This window comes from Sagittula stellata E-37 (assembly GCF_039724765.1).
Classification (GTDB): domain Bacteria; phylum Pseudomonadota; class Alphaproteobacteria; order Rhodobacterales; family Rhodobacteraceae; genus Sagittula; species Sagittula stellata.
The window spans coordinates 884763-905939 of record NZ_CP155729.1 but is presented as its reverse complement, the minus strand read 5'-3'; the positions used below and the strand labels follow the sequence as shown (position 1 = coordinate 905939).

The 21177-nt window shown below is 65.2% G+C and carries 19 protein-coding genes, 1 tRNA gene and 1 pseudogene; 17 read left to right on the top strand and 4 right to left on the bottom strand.

Features of this window, described 5'->3' with window-relative positions:
• Positions 1–81 precede the first annotated feature (81 nt).
• The 8 genes from ABFK29_RS04250 to ABFK29_RS04215 are packed head-to-tail and all read left to right on the top strand — an operon-like array spanning position 82 to position 7355.
• Positions 82–969, top strand: coding sequence for a glycosyltransferase family 32 protein (locus ABFK29_RS04250; protein WP_005854979.1), 888 nt, complete (start codon positions 82–84; stop codon positions 967–969).
• Between the two features lie 19 nt (positions 970–988).
• Positions 989–1930, top strand: a complete 942-nt coding sequence (locus ABFK29_RS04245) for an ABC transporter permease (protein WP_005854977.1) — start codon at positions 989–991, stop codon at positions 1928–1930.
• Positions 1927–2742, top strand: a complete 816-nt coding sequence (locus tag ABFK29_RS04240) for an ABC transporter permease (protein ID WP_005854976.1) — start codon at positions 1927–1929, stop codon at positions 2740–2742. The genes ABFK29_RS04245 and ABFK29_RS04240 overlap by 4 nt, the downstream gene beginning before the upstream one ends.
• Positions 2742–4391 carry an ABC transporter ATP-binding protein gene (locus ABFK29_RS04235; protein ID WP_005854974.1) on the top strand — a complete coding sequence of 550 codons (1650 nt, stop codon included), beginning with the start codon at positions 2742–2744 and terminating at the stop codon, positions 4389–4391. Before ABFK29_RS04240 ends, ABFK29_RS04235 begins: the two co-directional genes overlap by 1 nt.
• A 57-nt stretch (positions 4392–4448) precedes the next feature.
• A complete protein-coding gene (locus tag ABFK29_RS04230; protein WP_005854972.1) occupies positions 4449–5177 on the top strand; it encodes an SDR family NAD(P)-dependent oxidoreductase in 729 nt (242 codons plus the stop codon).
• A gap of 11 nt (positions 5178–5188) precedes the next feature.
• Positions 5189–5929: an SDR family oxidoreductase gene (locus ABFK29_RS04225; RefSeq protein WP_005854970.1), complete on the top strand. Its 741-nt coding sequence runs from the start codon at positions 5189–5191 to the stop codon at positions 5927–5929.
• Between the two features lie 39 nt (positions 5930–5968).
• On the top strand, positions 5969–6562 hold the full coding sequence (locus ABFK29_RS04220; RefSeq protein WP_005854968.1) for a uracil-DNA glycosylase family protein: 594 nt from the start codon (positions 5969–5971) through the stop codon (positions 6560–6562).
• The gene (locus ABFK29_RS04215; protein ID WP_005854967.1) at positions 6555–7355 is read left to right on the top strand and encodes an SseB family protein; all 801 of its coding nucleotides are present in this window, start codon (positions 6555–6557) and stop codon (positions 7353–7355) included. The genes ABFK29_RS04220 and ABFK29_RS04215 overlap by 8 nt, the downstream gene beginning before the upstream one ends.
• Before the next feature lie 10 nt (positions 7356–7365).
• Here the strand turns inward: ABFK29_RS04215 and ABFK29_RS04210 are convergent, their stop codons facing one another.
• Positions 7366–8370 (bottom strand): P1 family peptidase, encoded by a 1005-nt coding sequence (locus tag ABFK29_RS04210; protein ID WP_005854965.1) that lies wholly within the window; start codon positions 8368–8370, stop codon positions 7366–7368.
• A gap of 159 nt (positions 8371–8529) precedes the next feature.
• Between ABFK29_RS04210 and ABFK29_RS04205 the strand changes: the two genes are divergently transcribed.
• The 7 genes and pseudogenes from ABFK29_RS04205 to ABFK29_RS04175 all read left to right on the top strand — a co-directional run.
• Positions 8530–8871, top strand: a complete 342-nt coding sequence (locus ABFK29_RS04205; RefSeq protein ID WP_005854964.1) for an ArsR/SmtB family transcription factor — start codon at positions 8530–8532, stop codon at positions 8869–8871.
• On the top strand, positions 8864–9898 hold the full coding sequence (locus ABFK29_RS04200; RefSeq protein ID WP_005854962.1) for a permease: 1035 nt from the start codon (positions 8864–8866) through the stop codon (positions 9896–9898). The genes ABFK29_RS04205 and ABFK29_RS04200 overlap by 8 nt, the downstream gene beginning before the upstream one ends.
• A gap of 232 nt (positions 9899–10130) precedes the next feature.
• The gene (locus tag ABFK29_RS04195; protein ID WP_005854961.1) at positions 10131–11414 is read left to right on the top strand and encodes a Na+/H+ antiporter NhaA; all 1284 of its coding nucleotides are present in this window, start codon (positions 10131–10133) and stop codon (positions 11412–11414) included.
• A 355-nt stretch (positions 11415–11769) separates the two neighbouring features.
• Complete coding sequence (locus ABFK29_RS04190; protein WP_005854959.1) at positions 11770–12429, top strand: ABC transporter ATP-binding protein; 660 nt, start codon at positions 11770–11772, stop codon at positions 12427–12429.
• On the top strand, positions 12407–14332 hold the full coding sequence (locus ABFK29_RS04185; RefSeq protein ID WP_005854958.1) for a capsule polysaccharide transporter: 1926 nt from the start codon (positions 12407–12409) through the stop codon (positions 14330–14332). The genes ABFK29_RS04190 and ABFK29_RS04185 overlap by 23 nt, the downstream gene beginning before the upstream one ends.
• A gap of 188 nt (positions 14333–14520) precedes the next feature.
• Positions 14521–14610, top strand: a tRNA-Ser gene (locus tag ABFK29_RS04180).
• A 380-nt stretch (positions 14611–14990) separates the two neighbouring features.
• A pseudogene (locus tag ABFK29_RS04175) lies at positions 14991–15350 on the top strand (DUF5131 family protein); the annotation flags it as partial.
• Between the two features lie 930 nt (positions 15351–16280).
• Here ABFK29_RS04175 and ABFK29_RS04170 read toward each other — a convergent pair.
• The 3 genes from ABFK29_RS04170 to ABFK29_RS04160 are packed head-to-tail and all read right to left on the bottom strand — an operon-like array spanning position 16281 to position 17728.
• Positions 16281–16817 carry a helix-turn-helix transcriptional regulator gene (locus ABFK29_RS04170; RefSeq protein WP_005854956.1) on the bottom strand — a complete coding sequence of 179 codons (537 nt, stop codon included), beginning with the start codon at positions 16815–16817 and terminating at the stop codon, positions 16281–16283.
• A gap of 1 nt (position 16818) precedes the next feature.
• Positions 16819–17463: a cytochrome b/b6 domain-containing protein gene (locus ABFK29_RS04165; RefSeq protein ID WP_005854955.1), complete on the bottom strand. Its 645-nt coding sequence runs from the start codon at positions 17461–17463 to the stop codon at positions 16819–16821.
• A gap of 4 nt (positions 17464–17467) precedes the next feature.
• On the bottom strand, positions 17468–17728 hold the full coding sequence (locus ABFK29_RS04160; protein WP_005854954.1) for a PepSY domain-containing protein: 261 nt from the start codon (positions 17726–17728) through the stop codon (positions 17468–17470).
• Between the two features lie 503 nt (positions 17729–18231).
• Between ABFK29_RS04160 and ABFK29_RS04155 the strand changes: the two genes are divergently transcribed.
• Both ABFK29_RS04155 and ABFK29_RS04150 read left to right on the top strand, forming a co-directional pair.
• On the top strand, positions 18232–19710 hold the full coding sequence (locus ABFK29_RS04155) for a transaminase (protein ID WP_347100450.1): 1479 nt from the start codon (positions 18232–18234) through the stop codon (positions 19708–19710).
• Positions 19710–21092: a glutamine synthetase family protein gene (locus ABFK29_RS04150; RefSeq protein WP_005854951.1), complete on the top strand. Its 1383-nt coding sequence runs from the start codon at positions 19710–19712 to the stop codon at positions 21090–21092. Before ABFK29_RS04155 ends, ABFK29_RS04150 begins: the two co-directional genes overlap by 1 nt.
• Positions 21093–21177 lie beyond the last annotated feature (85 nt).

The window sequence follows — 21177 nt, the reverse complement described above, 5'->3', positions numbered from 1 at the left end:
GAAGCCGACCGACAGATCTGTCGCAGCCCCTTGCCCCCGCCGCCCCCTTCGCCCGATAAGCGAAAGCGGGAGGGTTCGTGCATGGTGCCGAAACGGCTTGTCTTCTACTGGGCGCAGGGTGAGGCGCAGGCGCCCGCCATCGTCCGCCGCTGCTGGGACGCCTGGGCCAGCCTGAATCCCGCATGGGAGGTTCATCTCTTCGACAGTGCCGACGCGCAAAAAGCTTTTGCCGACCGCGGCATCCCTCATCCCCCGGCCACCTTCCAGGGCCAGGCCGACATCTTCCGCATGCACGAGCTTGAGGCCAGGGGTGGCGTATACGTCGATGCGGCGACCGTGCCGATGAAACCGCTCGACGACTGGCTGCCCGACATGACGGACGAAGGGTTCTTCGCCTTTCACGACCCCTACCGGCGCCGCCCGGTCGAGAACTGGTTTCTCGCTGCCACGCCGCATCATGCGATCATGACCGCGTGGATGGAAGAAACCGTCCGCTACTGGCAAAGCCCCCGGCGCCAGCAGGTGTCCCGCCGCGAACTCGATCCCGGCGGCAAGGGCGCGCTGGCCTTCCGCCTGACCTCACTGAGGCTTGCGCTGACCGGTGGCGCGCCCGCCGCCAAGCAGGTGCTGGAGCCGAAGAAGCGCGCCTGGTCCGTCGCTCCGGACGCGGGCGCGGAACGGCCCCTGCATCCCTATTTCTGGCCGCATTACCTCTTCGAGCACATGCTGCAAACGAGGCCCGACATCCGCGCGGTATGGTCCCGGACGGCCAAGCTCGGCTCCTACAAGGACCTCATGCTGCGTCACTGGAAGCGCGACTACAAGCGGATGAGCGATGAGGACCTGCGGACACTGGCCGCGGGGTCGCGCATGCAGAAGCTGGCTCTGAATGGACTTCCCGAGGACAGGCATCTCGACCTGCTCTTCACGCTGGCCACCGGCCCCGGCGCCGCCACAGGCCGGCCATGATACCGGCGTCGTTCCAGCCATGCTGACTTACCTCTCCCGCCGCGTGCTCTCGCTGATCGTGAGCCTCGCCGCCGCCTCGCTGGTGATCTTCCTCGTGGTGGAAATCGCGCCGGGTGATCCGGCCGCCTACATGCTGGGCATCAACGCACAGCCCGAGACACTGGCTGCCCTGAGGGCAGAACTGAACCTCGACCTCTCCCCGCCAGCTCGGTATCTCGCATGGGTCGGCGGACTGCTGACAGGCGATCTGGGCATCTCCTACACCTACAGGACCCCGGTGGCCGGGATGGTCGCGGACCGGCTCTGGATCTCTTTGCCGCTGACCGTCTACGCACTCGTCCTGGCCGTGCTCGTGGCCTTCCCGGCGGGCCTCGTGGCGGCGGCCCGCCGTGGCAGACCGGCGGACCTTGCGGTCATGGGCGCCAGCCAGCTGGGTGTCGCCGTGCCGAACTTCTGGTTCGCCATGCTGCTCGTGTCGCTGTTCGCCATCACCTGGCGCATCTTCCCGTCGGGCGGCTTTCCAGGCTGGGACGATCCCGCCGCCGCCCTCAAGGCCCTGACCCTTCCGGCCATCGCGCTCGCCCTGCCACAAGCGGCGATCCTCGCCCGCATCCTCAGATCCAGCCTGATCGACGCCCTGCACGAGGACTACATCCGAACCGCCCGCGCCAAAGGCCTGTCCCCGGCGCAGGCCCTGCGGCGCCACGGCCTGCGCAACGCGCTGATCCCCGTCCTGACGATCCTCGGGCTACAGTTCTCCTTTCTGCTCGCGGGGGCGATCATCATCGAACAGGTGTTCTACCTGCCCGGTCTCGGCCGTCTGATCTTCCAGTCGATATCGCAGCGCGACCTGATCACGGTAGAATCGGTGGTCATGCTGCTGGTCTTCGCGGTGATCGTGGTGAACTTCCTCACCGATCTGGCGTACGCCATCGCCGACCCGAGGCTTCGGCGCCGATGAAACCCACGCTCGTCGTAGGCGGGGCGCTCTCGGCGCTGATGGTCGCAGCGGCCCTCCTGTCGCTCGTCTGGACCCCGTTCGATGTCACGCAGGTGGACATCCCGCAGCGGCTGCTGCCGCCGGGCGGCACTCATCTGCTCGGCACCGACCACTTCGGGCGCGACATTCTGTCGATGCTCATGACCGGGGCGCGCACATCGATCGCCGTGGCGCTCGTCGCGGTGACCATCGGCGCGGGCCTGGGCGTGCCGCTCGGCCTGACCGCCGCCGCACATCGGGGCGGCCTGATAGATGAAGCGATCTCCCGCGGCTCAGACCTGGTATTCGCCTTCCCCAGCCTCGTGATCGCGATCCTGATCACCGCCACTTTCGGACCGTCCGCCGTCAATGCGATCATCGCCATCGGCATCTTCAACATCCCGGTCTTCGCCCGTCTGACTCGTGGTGCCGCACTGTCGCTCTGGACGCGCGAGTTCGTCCTCGCCGCCCGGACCTGCGGCAAGTCGGGCACCCGGATCAGCGCCGAACACATCCTGCCCAACATTCTCAACCTGCTCATCGTGCAGGCCACGATCCAGTTTTCTCTCGGCATCCTCGCCGAGGCAGGCCTCGCCTACGTCGGGCTAGGCGCGCAGCCCCCCACCCCCAGCTGGGGCCGCATGCTGGCGGATGCCCAGACGCTCGTCACCATCGCACCGCACACAGCGCTGATCCCCGGGCTGACGATCGTGCTCATGGTGCTCGGCCTGAACCTGCTCGGCGACGGCCTGCGCGACGCCCTCGACCCACGCCTGAAGCCACTCCGGACCTGATGCCTTCATCTTGGCGCAAATACCCTCGGGGGGACCGGGGGGCAGAGCCCCCCGCGGGTCGGGTCGCCGAAGGCGGGCCGAACCCGCTTCTCAAAGTCGACGGCCTGACCGCCGCGATCCATGGCAAGCAGGTCCTGCAGGATATCACCTTCCACATGGACAGCGGCGAAACGCTTGCCCTGACCGGCGAATCCGGCTCGGGAAAGTCGCTGACAGCGCTCGCCGTCATGGGGCTCCTGCCCGGCTCTGCCGTCGCGTCTGGCCGGATCGGCTTCGGCACGACCGACCTGGCCCGGCTCGGTGACCGCGACCTGCGCCGCATCCGCGGGCGCGAGATCGGCATGATCTTCCAGGAACCGATGACCGCGCTCAACCCGCTGCAGACCATCGGCCACCAGATCGCCGAGGTTTTCCGCATCCACGGCGCCGTGCCGCCCGAAATGACCGGCCTTTTGGAAAGGGTTGGCCTGGATGTGTCCCCCGGCCGCTATCCGCACGAGCTGTCCGGAGGACAGCGGCAGCGCGTGGTCATCGCGATGGCGATCGCGCTGAAACCCCGGCTGCTGATCGCGGACGAGCCGACAACCGCGCTCGACGTCACCACGCAGGCCCGAATCCTCGACTTGCTGAAGGATCTTGCCCGGACCGAGAACATGGCGCTCCTGCTCATCACCCACGACCTGGCGGTTGTGGCGGACATGGCGGACCGCATCGCGGTCATGCAGCACGGCCGAGTGGTCGAAACGGCCCCGACAGCGCAGCTCCTGCACCGTCCACAACACGCCTACACGCGCGAGCTGATCGCCGCCTCGTCGCATCGCGCCCACCTGCCGGCCCGCCAGCCCGGGGCGCCCTTGCTGCGGGTTACAGATGTCAGCGTCATCTATCCCCTACCCAGGTCAAGGCCCTCCACGAAGCCGCGCAGCTTCACCGCCGTCGACAACGTCAGCTTCACGATCCGCAAGGGGGAAAGGCTGGGGCTCGTGGGCGAATCCGGCTGCGGCAAGTCCACGCTCACGCGCGCGCTTCTCGGGTTGCAGCCCTTGGCCAGCGGCCGGATCGAGATCGACGGCAAGCCGGTTCTGGCCGACGGTCGCCCCAGTCGCGAAACCCAACGCCGGATCCAGGTTGTCTTCCAGGACCCTTACGGCAGCTTCAACCCGCGCCACCGCGTCGCGCGCCTGATCTCCGAGCCGTTCCACCTGCTGGATACACCGCCGCCCAGGGATGCCGTCGCCGAGGCCTTGATCGCCGTCGGATTGTCCCCCGAAGATGCGTCGAAACACATCCACGCCTTCTCGGGCGGGCAACGCCAGCGTCTCGCCATCGCGCGGGCGCTTATCATCAGACCCGAGCTGATCGTCTTCGACGAAGCGGTCTCTGCCCTCGATGTCCGGGTGCGGGCGCAGGTGCTGGATCTCTTGGCCCGTCTGTCGGATTCGCATGGGCTGACATGGCTGTTCATCAGCCACGACCTGCAGGTGGTCCGCTCCGTTACCGACCGCGTGATGGTGATGCGCAACGGACAGATCGTCGAAGACGCACCGACCGAAACGCTCTTCACGGCACCGAAAACCGACTATGCGCGCCGCTTGCTGGCTGCCGCGCCCCGCCTGCCGGACGGGCTGCCGGACGGGCAATCCGGCTGACCTCTTGCCCTCGGGTCCGCTTCGCCGCACTCTCCCACCCGAAAGGGAGGAACATCCATGCGTTTCAACAACCGCGCCGCTATCGTCACTGGCGGCGCTTCGGGCATCGGGCTGGCCATCGCCAGCCGTCTGGCCGACGAAGGCGCCACAGTCACGGTCTGGGATATCAGCGCCGACAACCTTGCCAAGCTGGACGGCACGCCGCTGAAGACCCGGCAGATCGACGTCACCGATCCGGATGCGGTCGACGCCGCGATGGCGGAGGACACGCAGGCCATGGGGCACCTCGATACTCTGGTCTGCTCTGCCGGGATAACGGGCCCGAACGTGTCGGTGATCGATTATACCACCGAGGACTGGCACAAGGTCTACGCGTTGAACATCCACGCGCTGTTCTACTGCAACAGGGCTGCCGCGCGCATCATGCGGCCAAACGGGTTCGGCCGGATCGTCAACATGGCCTCCATCGCGGGCAAGGAAGGCAATCCGAACGCGTCGGCCTATTCGTCGTCCAAGGCTGCGGTCATCGGCCTGACCAAGTCGCTGGGCAAGGAACTGGCCGACACGCGGATCACCGTCAATGCCATCGCGCCCGCGGCCGTGCAGACCGCCATCTTCGAGCAGATGACGCAGACCTTCATCGACTTCATGAAATCGAAGATCCCCATGGGCCGTTTCGGCACGGTCGACGAGATCGCCTCCATGGCCTGCTGGCTGGCCTCGGACGAGGCGTCTTTCACCACCGCGTCGGTCTTCGACCAGTCCGGCGGCCGCGCAACCTTCTGAGGAATCGGGCGATGAGACTGCAGGGAAAGCGCGCCATCGTAACCGGGGCCGGGTCGGGCTTCGGTGAGGGAATCGCCACCCGTTTCGCCGCAGAAGGCGCAACGGTGCTCGTGGCCGACATCAACACGGAGGCGGCGGTGCGAGTCGCGGCCCGGATCGGCGCGCCGCACAGCCATGTCGACGTGTCCGACCCGGCATCCGTCTCGGAGATGATCGACAGCTTCACAAATGCCCACGGCACGCCCGACATCGTCGTGAACAACGCGGGCATCACCCATCTTCCGACGCCGCTGGAAGACGTGAGCGAGGACGACTTCGACCGGGTTTTCGCGGTGAACTGCAAGTCGGTCTACCTGACCGCCCGCGCGGTCGTGCCGGCGTTCAAGGCGCGCGGGTCGGGTGTGATCCTGAACATCGCCTCCACGGCGGGGGTCTCTCCGCGCCCAAAGCTCAACTGGTACAACGCCTCGAAGGGCTGGATGAACACCGCGACCAAGGCGATGGCCGTCGAGCTCGCCCCCTTCGGCATCCGCGTGAACGCGCTGAACCCGGTCGCCGGGGACACCCCGCTGCTGCCCAGTTTTCTCGGGGAAGACACACCGGAAATGCGGGCGAAGTTCCTGTCGACCATCCCGTTGGGCCGGTTCTCGACGCCGGAGGATCTTGCCAATGCCGCTCTCTACCTGTGCTCGGACGAGGCCAGCATGATCACCGGCGTCTGCATGGAGGTCGACGGCGGGCGGTGCATCTGATGCGTTGAAGCGCGGACCTGCCGGTCCTAGCTAAACCGCATGACCGACCTTTCCGCCCTGATCGCCGACGTCCGCGGCTGCCGCCTGTGCGAGCAACGCTTTGCGGCGACCGAAACGGCGCACGCGCCGCAACCAGTGCTGCGCGCACAGCCGTCCGCGCGCCTGCTGATCGCCGGACAGGCACCCGGCATGAAGGTGCATCATTCGGGCAAGCCCTTCACCGATCCGTCGGGCGACCGGCTGCGGGACTGGCTCGGCCTCGACGCAGAGACGTTCTACGACGAGACGCGCGTGGCGATCCTGCCGATGGGGTTCTGCTTTCCCGGCTACCGCAAGGGATCGGACCTGCCGCCACCCGCCATCTGCGCCCGGACATGGCGCGCATCGCTGATGGACCGCCTGTCCGACGTCCGCCTGACCCTGCCCATCGGCGGCATCGCGCAGCGCTGGCACCTTGGCGTGACATCGAACGTCACCCAGACGGTGGCCAACTGGCGCGACTTTCTGCCCGACGCCCTGCCCTTGCCGCATCCCTCGTGGCGCAATACGGGTTGGCTGAAGCGCAATCCCTGGTTCGCGGACGATCTGCTGCCCGTTTTGCGCGCCCGCGTCAGAGAGGTTCTGGATGCCTGACATGCCCGAGACCGCGCTGGACCGCGCCTTCGCCGACATGGAGGCAGCGCCGGACGACGACAACGCCCGTATGCGGTTCTACGACCGGCTGGCGTCGAGCGAGTTGTTCCTGATGCTGGAACGGGAGCCTGCGGGCGACACCATCGAACCCGAGATCTTCGACGTCGCCGACGCCCGCTTCGTCCTCGTTTTCGACCGGGAGGCCCGCATGTCGGGTTTCGCCGGACGCGCCGTTCCATATGTCGCCATGTCGGGGCGTGCCCTTGCTGGGATGCTGGCCGGTCAGGGTATCGGCCTGGCGCTCAACCCCGAAAGCGGCCCGACCCAGATCCTGCTGCCGCCGGAGGCTCTGGCCTGGCTGGCAGACACCCTGTCCCAGGCGCCCGCCATGGCCGAGGCCCGCGCGGAAAGCCTGTCGGCTCCGCGCGCCCTGCCCGAGGTCCTTCTGACCACCCTTGACGCCAAGCTTGCGACGGCGGTGGGGCTGGCGGACTGCGCTTGGCTGGCCGAGGTCGGCTACGAAGGCGGCGGGCGCGGTCACCTGCTGGGAATCGTCGGCGCCCCGGAACGGGCCGAACCGGCGCTGGCCGGTGCGGTACAGGAGGCGCTGGTCTTTTCCGGCCTCGAAGCAGGCGCGCTGGACGTGGTCTTTCTGCAGGCCGACGATCCGATGTGCGCGCGGCTGGCGCGGGTCGGACTTCGGTTCGACCTGCCCGAGCCGGAACAGCCCCGCGTGGAATTCGAACGCCCTGCGCCGGGCTCCGACCCCGACAAACCGCCGATCCTGCGCTGAACCTCGCGCCTCAGACGAGACCCAGTTCCCGCCGGATCGCCGGGAGGGTATCGTAGGGATCCGGCTCTGCTTCCCACACCGCGCGCGCTATGGCGCGGCTGAGGCAAAGGCTGGCGGCATGGCCGATCATGGCAAGCTGCGGCCCGGGTTCAACCAGCGGACGGTCGCCCGTCGCGGCGGCGAACACCAGATCCCCGTCCATCGGCGAATGCGCCGGAAGGATGGCCCGGGCGATGCCGTCGTGCGCCGCCACGGCCAGGCGATTGCACTGCGCCTTGTCGAGCGCGGCGTCGGTGGCGACGATTGCGATTGTCGTGTTGCCCTGTTGGGCCATGGCGCTGACCTTCCGGCTGGGCAGCAGGGCCAGCGTGGGGTGCGGGTCCGGGCCAAGGCCGCCGAATTCCGCGTTCACCTCGAAAGGGGCCGCGTGGAAATGACGGCCCGAAGGCGTCGTGACGCTGCCCATCGGGTTCACCGCGACAAGGGCGCCCACCGTGGTGCCGTCTGCCAGAACCAGCGAGGCCGACCCCAGACCGCCCTTGTGCTGCGCCGTCTGCGCGCCCGCGCCCGCCCCCCGGGTGCCGATGGCAAAGGTCGTGTCGGCGGCGGCAAGCGCACGGGCGCCAAGCTCCGGATAGGGGTTCACGGGCCAGAGCTTTTCACCGCCGTTCAACAAGTCGAAGATGATTGCCGCGGGGACGATGGGCACACGTGCCGAGAAGACCTCGAATCCCCTGCCCTGCGCGTGCAGCGCATCCATGACCCCCTGCGCGGCGGCAAGACCGAAGGCGCTTCCGCCCGAAAGGACAAGCGCGTCCACGCCGGGCGCCGATTTGTCAGGTGCCAGCAGGTCGGTCTCTCGCGTACCGGGGGCACCGCCGTGCACCGCGACGGAGGCCGTAAAGGGTCGGTCGGCGGTCAGGACGGTCGTTCCGGACCTCAACGTGGCGTCCGAAGCGTTGCCGACCCGCAGACCGGCGACATCGGTGATGAGGTTCAGTGGGCCGGGCTGCATCTGGAAACTCCACGTTTGGTCTGCGCCGACTGTCGCCCGCGCCGCACTTGCTGGCAAGGCGCGTCGGCGTGTGAATCGCCCGCCTCCGCGCCAGACATTATTTCGAACGTCATCGAAATGACGCTTGCGCAACCAAATCATTTCGACAATATTAGAAATATGAAAATAACGACTCACAACGCTCTTACACCCGAAACCGCCGCGTCGAAGTTCGCGGCCCTCGGGTCGGAACAACGCCTTGCAGTGCTGGACGTTCTGGTGCGCGCCGGATCCGAGGGACTGCCCATCGGCGTGTTGGGCGAACGGTGCGGGATCAGCGGATCGACCCTGACCCACCACCTGAAAATTCTTGCTGCGGCGGGCCTCGTGACCCAGTCGCGTCAGGGCCGGAGCATCATCTGCGCCGGAGCGGACTACGCGGAAGTCCGGGCGCTGTCGGATTACCTTTTGCGGCACTGCTGCGCCGATGCGCGCTGTGCGACGGAGAACCCAAATGGCTGATACGTCTTCGAACACACCGTTCTGGCCGCAGCTCAGGGCAAGGATCTCCTGGGCCTGGATGGCGTCAGCGGCGATCCTTCTTGCGGTGGCGGTGCTGGACACGCCCCAGTTCTGGCCGACTGTCACCTTCAGCGCCGGGGCACTGCTGAACACGGCGCCGTTCATCCTGTTCGCGGTCCTCGCCGTCGCCTACCTGAAGGCGACGGGGGCGGAAACCCTGCTGGCCAAGGCGTTCGAGGGGCGCGAAACGCGGATGATCGTCTTCGCGGCGCTGCTGGGCGGGTTGTCGCCCTTCTGCTCCTGCGAGGTCATTCCCTTCATCGCCGCGCTGCTTGCCGTCGGCGCGCCGCTGTCCGCGGTCATGGCTTTTTGGCTGGCCTCGCCGCTGATGGACCCGGCGATGTTCTCGATCACGGCGGGGGTTCTGGGCATGGAGTTCGCGACCGCCAAAATGCTGGCTGCTGTGGGGATCGGCCTTCTGGGCGGTCTTGGCACCATGGCGCTGAAGTCCTCTCCGGTCTTCGCCGACCCGCTGCGCGAAAGGCCCAGGGTCGGCGGCTGCTGCGGCGTGAAGAAACCCTTCCAGGGCAAACCGGTCTGGCGGTTCTGGCACGAGCCGGACCGCAGGGAGGTCTTCCGTACCGCCGGGCTCGACAACGCCCTGTTCCTGCTGAAATGGCTCACGCTCGCCTACATCATCGAGGCGGTGATGATCCACTATGTGCCGGCCGATGCCGTCGCCTCGGTCCTGGGGGGCAGCGGGCCGATGCCGATCCTGCTGGGTGCTCTGGTCGGGATGCCCGCCTACCTGAACGGCTATGCCGCCGTGCCGCTGGTCAGCGAATTGCTGAACATGGGCATGGCGAATGGCGCGGCGATGAGCTTCATGCTCGCCGGCGGCGTAAGCTGCATCCCCGCCGCCATCGCGGTCTGGGCGCTGGTCAAACCGCGCGTCTTCGCCGCCTACCTGGCCTTTGCGCTGGCGGGTTCCATCGTCGCCGGGCTGGTATGGAACGCCATCGCCTGAGTGCGCGGCGGCCGGAACTCACGCTCCCCCAAAAGGGACCATGCCGTCGCTAGGGGCCCAGAGGCGCGTGTTAGCGCCCGACCCGGGCCGCGCAACACGGCCAACCGCGCAGGGAAGTGTCAAAGTCACCTCAACCCGTGACGCACGGGCAATTTTGGCCGCCGCCTGCGTTGCCCCGCCGCGCGCAATCGGATAACCCCAAATACCAACGCAGGAACGGGAGAGGGGCCTCATGTATCGCGTCTGGAATTTTCTGGCGAGCTATTCGCTGCTGCTGATCTTCGGCGCCATCATCGCGCTGATCTGGGCCAACCTCGACGTGATCGCACCGGTCGCCGGGCAGCCGCACTACTGGGCGGACACCTATCACCACTTCGTGGAGTTCGTGATCTGGGACCACGCACCCATCGGACATCCCCACGACGGCCACCGGACGCTGACCCTCCACTACCTCGTCAACGACGTGCTCATGGCGCTGTTCTTCGCCATCGCGGCAAAGGAAGTCTGGGAGGCGGTGATCCTCGAACAGGGCTCTCTCAGGGGCAAGAAGGCCGCGACGCCGCTGTTTGCCACCGCTGGGGGCATGTTCGGCCCGATTGCCGTCTACCTCGGGCTTGCGATGATAATGGGGTCCGAAACCTACAGCGCCGTGGCGAACGGCTGGGCCATCCCGACCGCAACCGACATCGCCTTCAGCTACCTCGTCGGGCGACTGGTCTTTGGTGCGGGCCACCCGGCTGTGCGCTTCCTGCTGCTTCTGGCCATCGCCGACGATGCCGCAGGCCTTATCATCCTGGCGATCTTCTACCCCTCGGGCGATCTTGCGCCGGCGTGGTTGTTGTTGTCCGTGGGTGCGTCGCTCGTGGCGTTCTTCGCTTTCAACTCGCTCCCCCGCAAGATGGACGTGGGCAAGCAGGACCGCCCGACTTCGACCTGGGTCCGCAAGACGCTGTCGTTCTGGCCCTACGCTCTCGCGGGCTGCGTTTCCTGGTACGGCTTCATGAAGTCCGGCCTGCACCCGGCGCTCGGCTTGCTGCCCATCGTGCCGGCCATTCCGCATGCCGACCGCGCCTTCGGCCTGTTCGCCGCAGCCGAGGAACACCTGCACGACCTGCTCAACGCCATGGAACACGCGCTGAAATACCCGGTCGAGATCATCCTGTTCTTCTTCGGACTGCTGAACGCAGGTGTGGAGTTCTCTTCCATGGGGCCTGCGACCTGGCTGGTTCTCGCGGGGCTACTGGTCGGCAAGCCCGTCGGCATCTTCATCTTCGGCTGGATCGCCGCGCGCCCGCTTGGGCTGGGCATCCCTGAAGGCATGAGGATCATCGACCTTGTGGTGATCGGCTGCGTTGCGGCCATCGGCTTTACCGTGTCGCTCTTCGTGGCCTCCGTCGCCTTCGACGCGGGTCCGGTGCAGGATGCAGCCAAGATGGGCGCACTCTTCAGCTTCTTCGCTGCCGTGGTTTCGATCATCGTCGGCAAGGTCACGAGGGTGACCAAACAGGAGCTCTGAAAAGTCAGATCGCGCGCGACATCGCAACGGCCGCCGGCAAATCCCGGCGGCCGTTTTTCTTTGTGAGCCGTGGATGCGACGCCCGCGCGTGCGCGCCGAAAGATCCGTCGCACACCTGTGCCTGCCACCAGCGTGGGAGCATCTTTTCATCCCGGGTGCCGCCGGACGCTCCGGATACACGGAAAGAGGCGCAGGCCCCGCCGAAACGCCCCCGGACTGTTTCAAACCTTCGCGCGTGACAGGTTGAGTACGTTGTCTTTGTTTCAGGCCGGGGTCATAATGTGGCCAAATTCATTTTTTAATAAAATCCAAACTCGCCACGAGGATAACGGGCGAAAACGGGGAGCAGCCCTGAATGCTAGAATTCGACATGGTATCGAAGTCCTTCTGGACCGGCACCCAGCGCAAGGTGATCCTTGACCGGGCGTCGTTCCGTGTCGAACTGGGTGAATCCCTTGGCATTCTCGCGCCAAACGGTACGGGCAAGACGACAATCATCCGAATGATGGCCGGTCTGGAAAAGCCTGATGAAGGAGAGATACGGCGCGGCTGCCGGATCTCCTTTCCGCTGGGCTTCATGGGCGGCGTCGTCTCGAAGATCTCGGCGAAGGAAAATGCCCGGTTCATCGCCAAGATGTACGGGCTCGATCCGGACTACGTCGAAAGCTTCTGCCGGTGGCTCTGCGGTCTGAAGGAGTACTTCGACCAACCCATTGGCACCTATTCGTCCGGTATGCGGGCGCGGTTCACCTTTGCCCTGATGCTGGCGCTGGACTTCGACATGTACCTGATCGACGAAGGCATGCCGAACTCTACCGACGCGGAGTTCAACCAGAAGGCCGGCGACTTGCTTGCGGAACGGCTGCGCACGACGACGATCATCATCGTATCGCACCAACCGAAGGTCCTGGAAAAGTTTGCGAAAAAGGCGGCGGTCCTGATGGACGGTCAGCTTCATATGTTCGATTCCTTGGAAGAAGCGAAGCAATTGTATGACTACGAAACCCAAGGCTAAGAAGTTCAGGATCCGCAGGTCGCCGACGACCTCGGCGGATCCCGCATCCGGCACGGACCGCATCGCGGCCGAAGCACCGGCGCGCCCCGTCTCCGGCGCGCAACAGCCGCCCACCCAGCCGACGGCCAGCCTGTCGCGCCGTCCCGCGGAGGATGGGAGCGCGCCGCGTCCCGCCCCCCGCCCGGCGCCCGGGCCCGCCCGGGCCGCCTCGCCCGCAGATGCCGGCGAACGGCTCGCGGCGCGGCCGCCCGCGCAACAGACCCAATCGCAGGCACCCACACAGGCCGTGTCGCAGACCCGCGCACAGGTCGAGGCTTCGGTGCGTCCCACCACCACGGCGCAGTCGCGGCCGATGTTCTCGCAAACCGGCTCTACCGCATCCACCGCTCAGGCGGCGCAGGCGCAGTCACAGCCCCACCCCTCTGAAGGCCCCCGCAGCGGTGACGTGGCCTCTGCCGCGCAGGTCGCGGGCGAAACCGACATGGACGCGATCCGGCACGAGGGTCTGACCGGACGCCAGTTGCGTATGGCCCGTCGTGTCGCGCAGAAACACGGCCTTGCACCGACCTCCGATTTCGACGCGGTGCGTTTGTTGCGCGCACGCGGCATCGACCCGTTCCAGCGCACCAACATGCTGGAACTGGTCAAGCCCGCAGACGCCAAGATGGAACCGGAACAGGTCAAGGTACAGCTTCCCCAGACCGTCGAGGTGGAGAAGAACAAGCTTCCGTCGACGGAAACGATCAGCCCCGCCGAGCGGCGAGCGGTCGAAATCAAACGTATCCAGAAGGACCTTGCGCAGCGGCGGCGCAAGAAGACGCTCTTGCTCATGGTCCGGCTCGCCGTGTTCGTGCTGCTGCCGACGATCGTGATGGGGTATTATTACTACAACGTCGCCACCCCGATGTACGCGACCAAGTCGGAGTTCCTGATCCTCAAGAACGACGGCGCAGGGTCCGCCATGCCCAGCCTGCTTCGCGGCTCTGCCTTCGACACGGCCCAGGACGCAATCGCCACGCAAAGCTACCTTCAGTCGAAGGAAGTCATGATGCGTCTCGAACAGGACGAGGGCTTCAAGGAACATTTCTCGCAGCCGTCCATCGACCCGATCCAGCGCCTCGATCCCGACGCCTCTAACGAAGACGCTTACAAGCTTTACAAGAAGAGCGTGCAGATCAGCTTCGATCCGACTGAGGGCGTCATCAAGATGGAAGTGACGGCGGCCGATCCCGAACTGGCGGCAAAGTTCAGTCGTGCACTGATTGGCTATGCCGAAGAACGCATCGACAACCTGACCGCCCGAAAACGCAACGACTCCGTCGATTCGGCCCTCGTGAACCTCAACAAGGCCGAGACCGACCGCCGCGAGGCGCAGGAAAAGCTCGTGCGTCTCCAGCAGGAAGGCAACATCGTCGACCCCGAGGGCCGGATCGGCGCGCTCCGCGCCCAGATCAACACACGAGAACTGGAACTTCAGGAGAAGAAGCTGCAACTGCAGGCCCTGCTCGACAACTCGCGCCCGAACCAGGCCAAGGTTGACGGGACCCGTGGCGATATCCGCCGGCTCGAGGCTTTGCTGGCGACGCTGAATGCCGAGATGACGACCGCCACGACCGGCGAGCAGTCGCTGGCGGAAATGGCCGTCCAGATCAAGCTGGCCGAAGCAGACCTGGCCACGCGCGACCTGATGCTGCAGACCGCGCTGGAGCGTCTGGAAACTGCCCGGCGCGAAGCCGACAGCCAGGCGCGCTACATGACCACCTCGGTGACACCGGTGGCCTCGGAGGACCCCAGCTATCCGCGCAAGTTCGAGAACACGATCCTGGCCTTCCTGATCTTCGCGGGCGCCTACCTGATGGTCTCGCTGACCGCCTCCATCCTGCGCGAACAGGTCTCAAGCTGAACCTGCCCGGTGCGTCTGGCGCGCACCGGCTGCGCACACAATGGGTGAGGTGTCCGGCGATCTTCCCCACATAGCCGGTGGCGTTGACCAGCCCGCTCGCGCTCGATCCAAAAAAACCGCAGAACCCGATTGAAAATTGTTGAGAAACGGCTTGCAGCCGCCTGTCGCCCTTTGATAGACGCGTCGGCGGAGAGGTGGCCGAGTGGTCGAAGGCGCACGCCTGGAAAGTGTGTAGGCGGGAGACCGTCTCGAGGGTTCGAATCCCTTCCTCTCCGCCACTTGCCCCCGCGAAAGCGTTCTCCCGATCCGGCTGCGGCCGGATTTTTCCGTTGTTTTCGAGGGTTATTCGGGAGGGGCTGAGCACTGGTCGTGGCGTCAGAAGGCGCGAAGGCGGTCTCTCAGGGCCGATACTCTCCGGACCTGTTAACCGCCGCGTTTCCGGTGAACAGCCTCTAGTCTTTGCTTTCAAGTGATCTTTTGAAATCCGTGATGCAAGCGAATTGGTAAATCCATCTGGATGGCGGATGGAACAGAGATCGAACGCTGTCCGCTGCGCCGCAGTTCAGCTGCAGCTGGCGATCACTCGCCACAGCGATCGTTCGTGCTTAGTGCTGAGTCAACCGCGTGTTACCGTTGCGAAAAAGTGTGAGGCTAGCAGTTGGCCCAGAAGTCAGACATAGAATGGACGGACGCGACGTGGAACCCGGTGACGGGCTGCACCAAGGTCGGACCCGGTTGTGATAACTGCTACGCCGAGCGGTTCGCAGAGCGCCGGCGTGGAATCTGTGGACCCCCCTATCCGGTTTCGGCCGACGAGGAAGGCGACCCGGTCACGCTGGCGGAAGCCCGGTCGCTGACCTTCGCCCACCGGCGCAAGGTGCTGCTGGTCTCGACGCCAACGATCCGGGGGTTGAGCCGGATCGAGCGCGAGTACGAGGCCAGCGACCAGCGCCGGTTCTTCGTGCCGTGCCCGCATTGTGGCGCGATGCAGTGGCTGAAGTTCGACCGACTGCGCTGGTAGAAGGGCCGCCCGGCGACGGCGGATGTTGGTTGACACACATTCTTGCAGTGAAGCCGGAAGAGATCGGAAGTGACCCGATAGGCCTTAGAAATAAGGCGCTCCGGCGCAGATCGCGGCTCGGTTCGGGCTTGCGAGGGGTGTCTTGCAGTAAACCCGAAAAACGCGCCTGGATGAGATTTTCGAGCGCTATCAGGCTTCAAGAGCATTCACCGAACTGTTGTCCGGAAGATCAACAAAACAAGGAGCCTAGCGCCAAGAAGCGCCTGATTAACGCGTCCGCAGGCCCATCGGAACATGCAAATCGCGTTGCATGTTCCGAATTTCATTTGCATGTTCTGGAAAAACGTTTGGAAGCATGGCTTTAAGACGCACGACAAGGTCATATTCATATTTCGGAACATGCAAAGGATTTTTCGGTCAGCTATCCTGTCCGCCGGAGATCTCGATGAAGACCGGTCAGGTTGGTAGAACCGCCCAGACCCTCGCTACAACCTTGGCTCGGCCCGCGCGCGTCATTGCCAGGGAGGACGGAAGCTCGCTGCACTGCGTTTCCGGCCCACACCGGACATTCGCCGGGCACGCTATCGCTGCCGGGCAGTTTCACCAAACCAGCCCTTCATGCATCGCGCAGCAATCCAGGAACATGAAGGTCGGCTGCGCGGAGCTTCCTGCCTTTCGCCGCTACGGCTCAATCTCTGTTACAGCCGCAAAGTGTCACGAAGGGGAGAGCGGTTGCCGGAGCTTCGCCGAACGCGCTGCCTTTGCCCTGTCCGTGCAGCACAGACCTGCAAAGCAACGAGAACCGTTGATAGGATAGCAACGTCGCAGAGAAGCGAGGATACCGAAGGATCGACCATGCAGCGGTCGTCCTCGCCCGAGCTGCCGAATGCGCAGCATCCTGTCTCGGAAGGGAGGCCTTGTTAATCGTCAAGGCGGTTCGTTCGGGTGAGAGGCCGCAATCCCGAGCCCGCCGTCGAGAAGATCCTCGACGAACCACGCCGCGAATTGGGCGCGGCCCGAGACGCCGGCCTTGGCGTAGATCCGTGTAAGCTGCGCTCGGACCGTGCCCTTCGCGGCGCCCCGAATCTCCGCAATTTCGGCGGCGTCGAGGCCCTTTAGCGCCAGAAGTCCCACGTCGCGTTCAGCAGGAGTCAGGCGCCAAGTGTCGAACTGTGTCTCTATGATCCGCGCAAGGTCGCCTCGCGCAGTGTCCAGGGCCCTGTCCTGCACCTGCATCCGTTCCATCATGCGTCGCAGCTGACATGCGTTGAGAACGATCCCGACGATGAGAGCCAGCGTCACGAGCATCTCCAGAAGGGAATGCTCAGCCAGCGGCGTGTAAACGAGATCCACCACCACGTCACCGACGAAGAACACGGCCGCGATGCATTGCAGGACGATCACCCCGGCGAGGCCGAGCTGGCGCCGCTTCAGCTTCGCCTGGGTCAGGCTCTCCCCGGTCACATCACCTCCGCCGTCCGGTTACCATCCCGCGGACCAGATTGCGGCCAAGCGCGCGGCTTTCTACCACGACGCCCGCAACGTGTATCAGGGCGAGTAGCAGCATCAGGTTCGCCGTCACTTCATGCACCTCTTCCGCGACATCGCCAAGTCCGTCTTCGTCGCCGTGTCCGTCGCCGGCGTTCTCAGTGACCAGAACCGACCAGTCACCCGCGGCGACGGCTGCCTTCTCCTCGGCAATGGTGATGGGGCTCTTGCCGCCGGTCATGACAAGGCCGGTGCCGATCACCACCGAAAGACAGGCCCAGAGCGCGTAGACCATTATCGCTCCAGCCGGATTGTGCGAGGCATGTTCGCGCGGGCGTCCGCGCATCAGGTCGGCAAGATGGCTCAGCGCCGCGCGGGGATCGGGAAGAAACGAGGCGAACCGTGCCTCGGCCGGGCCGATCAGGCCCCAGACGACGCGGAGCGCCAGCACGGCCATCGCGGCCCAGCCGATCCAGATGTGGATCGTGCCGCCGGGCTTGGTCAGAAGACCGTTGGCAATGACGGCGGCGGCGATGCTCCAATGGGTCAGGCGCACTACCGGGTCCCAGGGTTGGGCGATCTCGGGCGCCGCGTGGGCGCCCGTTTCCACATGATCCGACATGGGATCAGTCCTCGGACTTGATCTTGGTGACGGCCCCGGACGCGGGATCGATGTAGACCTCGTAGCGATTGGAAGCCTCGTCATGGCACTTCGCCTCGATCTGTCCGTCCTCAGCCTCGAACGCGTCGACGGTGCATCCGGCGCTCGCGAGCGCCGCCGTGGCGTCTTCCGGATTTGTGCCTACCACGTCGCCGACCGAGGGCATGGCAAAGGCAATGGCGGGCGTGAGGGCGAGGCTCAGGGCGAGAACAAGATGTTTGGTCATGTCGTATCCTTTCCGGGATGTGTGACGCGACCGGGCTGGCCGCGGGGTCGACATGGCAGGCATGAGCATGCTTTTTCGATTGGAGAGATGCTGATCCGGCTCCGCATAAGCAGCTGCTTACAACAGTTCCACCCTTTGCTGCGCCTGCAACGTCACTTCGTTTTACAACCGTGAATTTGGGCTCGAAGCCGTCATGCGTCGGTGCGTTAAGCGAACTTCTGGCCGGTGACGATAGACAACGGCGGTGCTTCGGCGCGGTGTTTTGCGAGATCGCCAAAAGACCGAAGCGCGAGCCGGCCAATTCGTCGCCGTACAAACCCCGATCGCGGCTTCCTTGGTAGCACCCGAAGCGGTTTCAACCAAACCCGCCCCTGGCCGTTGTCGGGGCGCCGGCATGCGTGCGCCCTTTGCGTCCGAAGATTCAGGGGTGATGCCGATTGTGATGACTTTTATGGTTTAGGTTGTCTCAAACTCCAGGGGCCTGGAAAAATATCTTGTATTATATGGCGAAATCTGGGCACACGGATCATGAGAAGAGAAATAGTTATCACATTAAGGGTATGACGACCACCATGAGCCCCCAGGAAATCGCCCGTCCTCTTGCAACGGATCTTACGCTGTCGACGCTCTGCTCAAGAGCACGCGCTATGGCCGAGGGCGAGGCCGGCCTCTACGCATCGCGGCGGCCGCAAAGCAAAGCCATGTTCGACAACCCGGAGCCGGGCTTCTACGATCAGGTGCCGCAGTACTGGATGCGCGATTGGCCGATGCCGTTCCCGTTTGCCGTTGCTGGCGCCTCGGGCAGCATCCTGACCGACATCGACGGCAACGAACTTGTCGATTTCTGTCTTGGCGATACCGGCGCGATGTTCGGCCACGCGCCGCGGCCCATTGTCGACGCCTTGAGCCGGTCGGCCCAACGCGGCCTGACGACGATGCTTCCCTCAGGCGAAGCGGCAGAGGTCGGCAAGCTTCTGTCCGACCGTTTCGGTCCCTTTGTCTTCCAGATCGCGACCACCGCGAGCGATGCCAACCGGTTTGCGATCCGGGTCGCCCGCGCCGTGACGGGACGCAAGAAGGTCCTTGTGTTCGACGGGTGTTATCACGGCGCAGTCGACGAAACCCTCGTCGATTTCGAGGACGGCAGGACGGTGGCTCGCAAGAACCTGCTCGGCCAGGCCGTCGATGTCACCACGACGACGGTCAGCATCCCGTTCAACGACGTCGCGGCGCTGGAGGCGGCGCTGGAAACCCATGAGATCGCCGTCGTTCTGGCCGAACCCGTGATGACCAACTGCGGCATGATCCTGCCGGACGATGGCTACCTGCAAACGTTGCGCGCGTTGACCCGCGCCTCGGGCACCTTGCTTCACATCGACGAAACACACACGATTTCGACGGGCCTGGGGGGCTATACAGCCGTCCACGGGCTGGATCCGGACATCTTCGTCGTCGGCAAGCCCGTCGGCGGCGGCGTGCCGGTGGCCATCTGGGGCATGTCGCGCAAGGTGGCGCAGGCGTTGTCCGAGATCCGCGCAGGGATGAGCGGCATCGGCCATTCCGGCATCGGCACAACCCTGTCGGGCAGCACGTTGCAGATCGCCTGCCTGCGCGCCTGCCTGTCGGAGGTCATGACGGCAGAGGCCTACGCCACAATGAGCCGGCATGCCGACCGTTTGGAACACGGGTTCACCGACGCGATCAGGGCCGCGGGGCTGCCCTGGCATATCAGCCGCGTTGGCGCGCGGCTTGAAATCGTCTTTTCCGCCAAGCCCGTTCGCAATGCAGAAGAATCGCGCGCAGCCGCAATTGACGACATCCAGCACGCCTTGCACATCGGGCTGCTCAACCAAGGGTACCTCGTAACGCCGTTCCACAACATGGTTCTGGTCGCGCCGACCACAACCGACGCCCAGATCGAAGGGTTGCTGGACGGTTTCCAAACGGTGCTGACCCGCCTTGTCGCGCAGGAGGAGGTGTGATGACCGACACCAGACCGACCGAGGCCGCGCCGATCGAAGAGGCAGAGGCGTTTCTGGCCAAACACCCCGATATTGCGGCCTTTGACCTTGTGCTGATCGACCCCAACGGGATCGCGCGCGGCAAGATCATCCGGCGACATGAACTGCTGGGCCTTTACCGGTCCGGACGGCACCTGCCGGGCTCGATCCTCGGGCTCGACGTCACGGGCGAAGACGTGGACGAAACCGGGCTGGTCTGGGATGACGGCGACGCGGACCGCAGAGCATGGCCCATTTCCGGCTCGCTGGTCGAATTGCCCTGGACCTCTCCGAAACGGGGCGAGGTGCGGGTCAGCCTGTACGAGCTTGACGGTACGCGCATGGACGCCGATCCACGCCACGCGTTGTCGCGGCAGATCGAGGCGCTCGACCGGATCGGCATGACGCCCGTCATGGCCTTCGAACTGGAATTCTACCTGCTGGATGCCGCCCGCGACGCATATGGCCGCCCGCAGGCCGCGCGGATGCCGATCACGGGCGACCTGAACCACACCAATCAGGTCTACAGTCTCGATCCGCTCGACAATCTGCAGACCTTCATCGCCGAGCTCTATGCCCATGCCGAGGTGCAGGGCCTGCCGGTCGAGACCATGATCTCCGAATATGCGCCCGGGCAGTACGAGCTGACCCTACGCCACCGAAGCAGCGGCCTGCGCGCGGCGGACGATCTGATCATGCTGAAACGGCTGGTGCGGGGCCTTGCGATCCGCCACGGGATGCGCGCCAATTTCATGGCCAAGCCCTTTGCCGGGTGCTCCGGATCAGGCATGCATCTGCACACCAGCCTGACGGACAAGGCGGGCACGAACCTGATGGCGGACACGGGCGACGAGCTTGCACCGCTGCTCTTGAGCGCGGTCGCCGGACTGCAAAAGAGGCTGGCGGAGTCGATGCTGATTTTTGCGCCCAACATCAATTCCTGGCGCCGGTTCGGTCGCAACAGCTATGCGCCCACCGCCGCCACCTGGGGCCGCAACAACCGCAGCGTGGCGATACGTGTGCCCGCCGGGCCCGCGGCCAGCCGCCATATCGAACACCGCACGGCCGGGGTCGATGCCAACCCCTACCTTGTCGCTGCAAGCGTGCTTGCCGGGATGTACGAAGGCATCCGGGACAATCTGACGCCCGACGCCGAAGCGACCTCCTACGAGGCGGAAAGCGACCATGTCCTGCCAAAGGACTGGGCGGCGGCCATCGCGCGCGCGGCGGGTTCCACCTTCGTCAGGGATGCCCTGGGCGAGAAAATGGCGCATGTGTTCCTGGCCCTGCGGCAATCGGAATACGACCGCTTCATGGCGCAGGTCACGGCGGAAGAGTTCGACTATTTCGGCAACACGATCTGAAGCGGCGACCTGATCTGCGGGATGATGGATGCTCAGGCCGCCCGCAGCAAACCGCTGGTCGCCGCACCCGGCGGCTGACCGACGT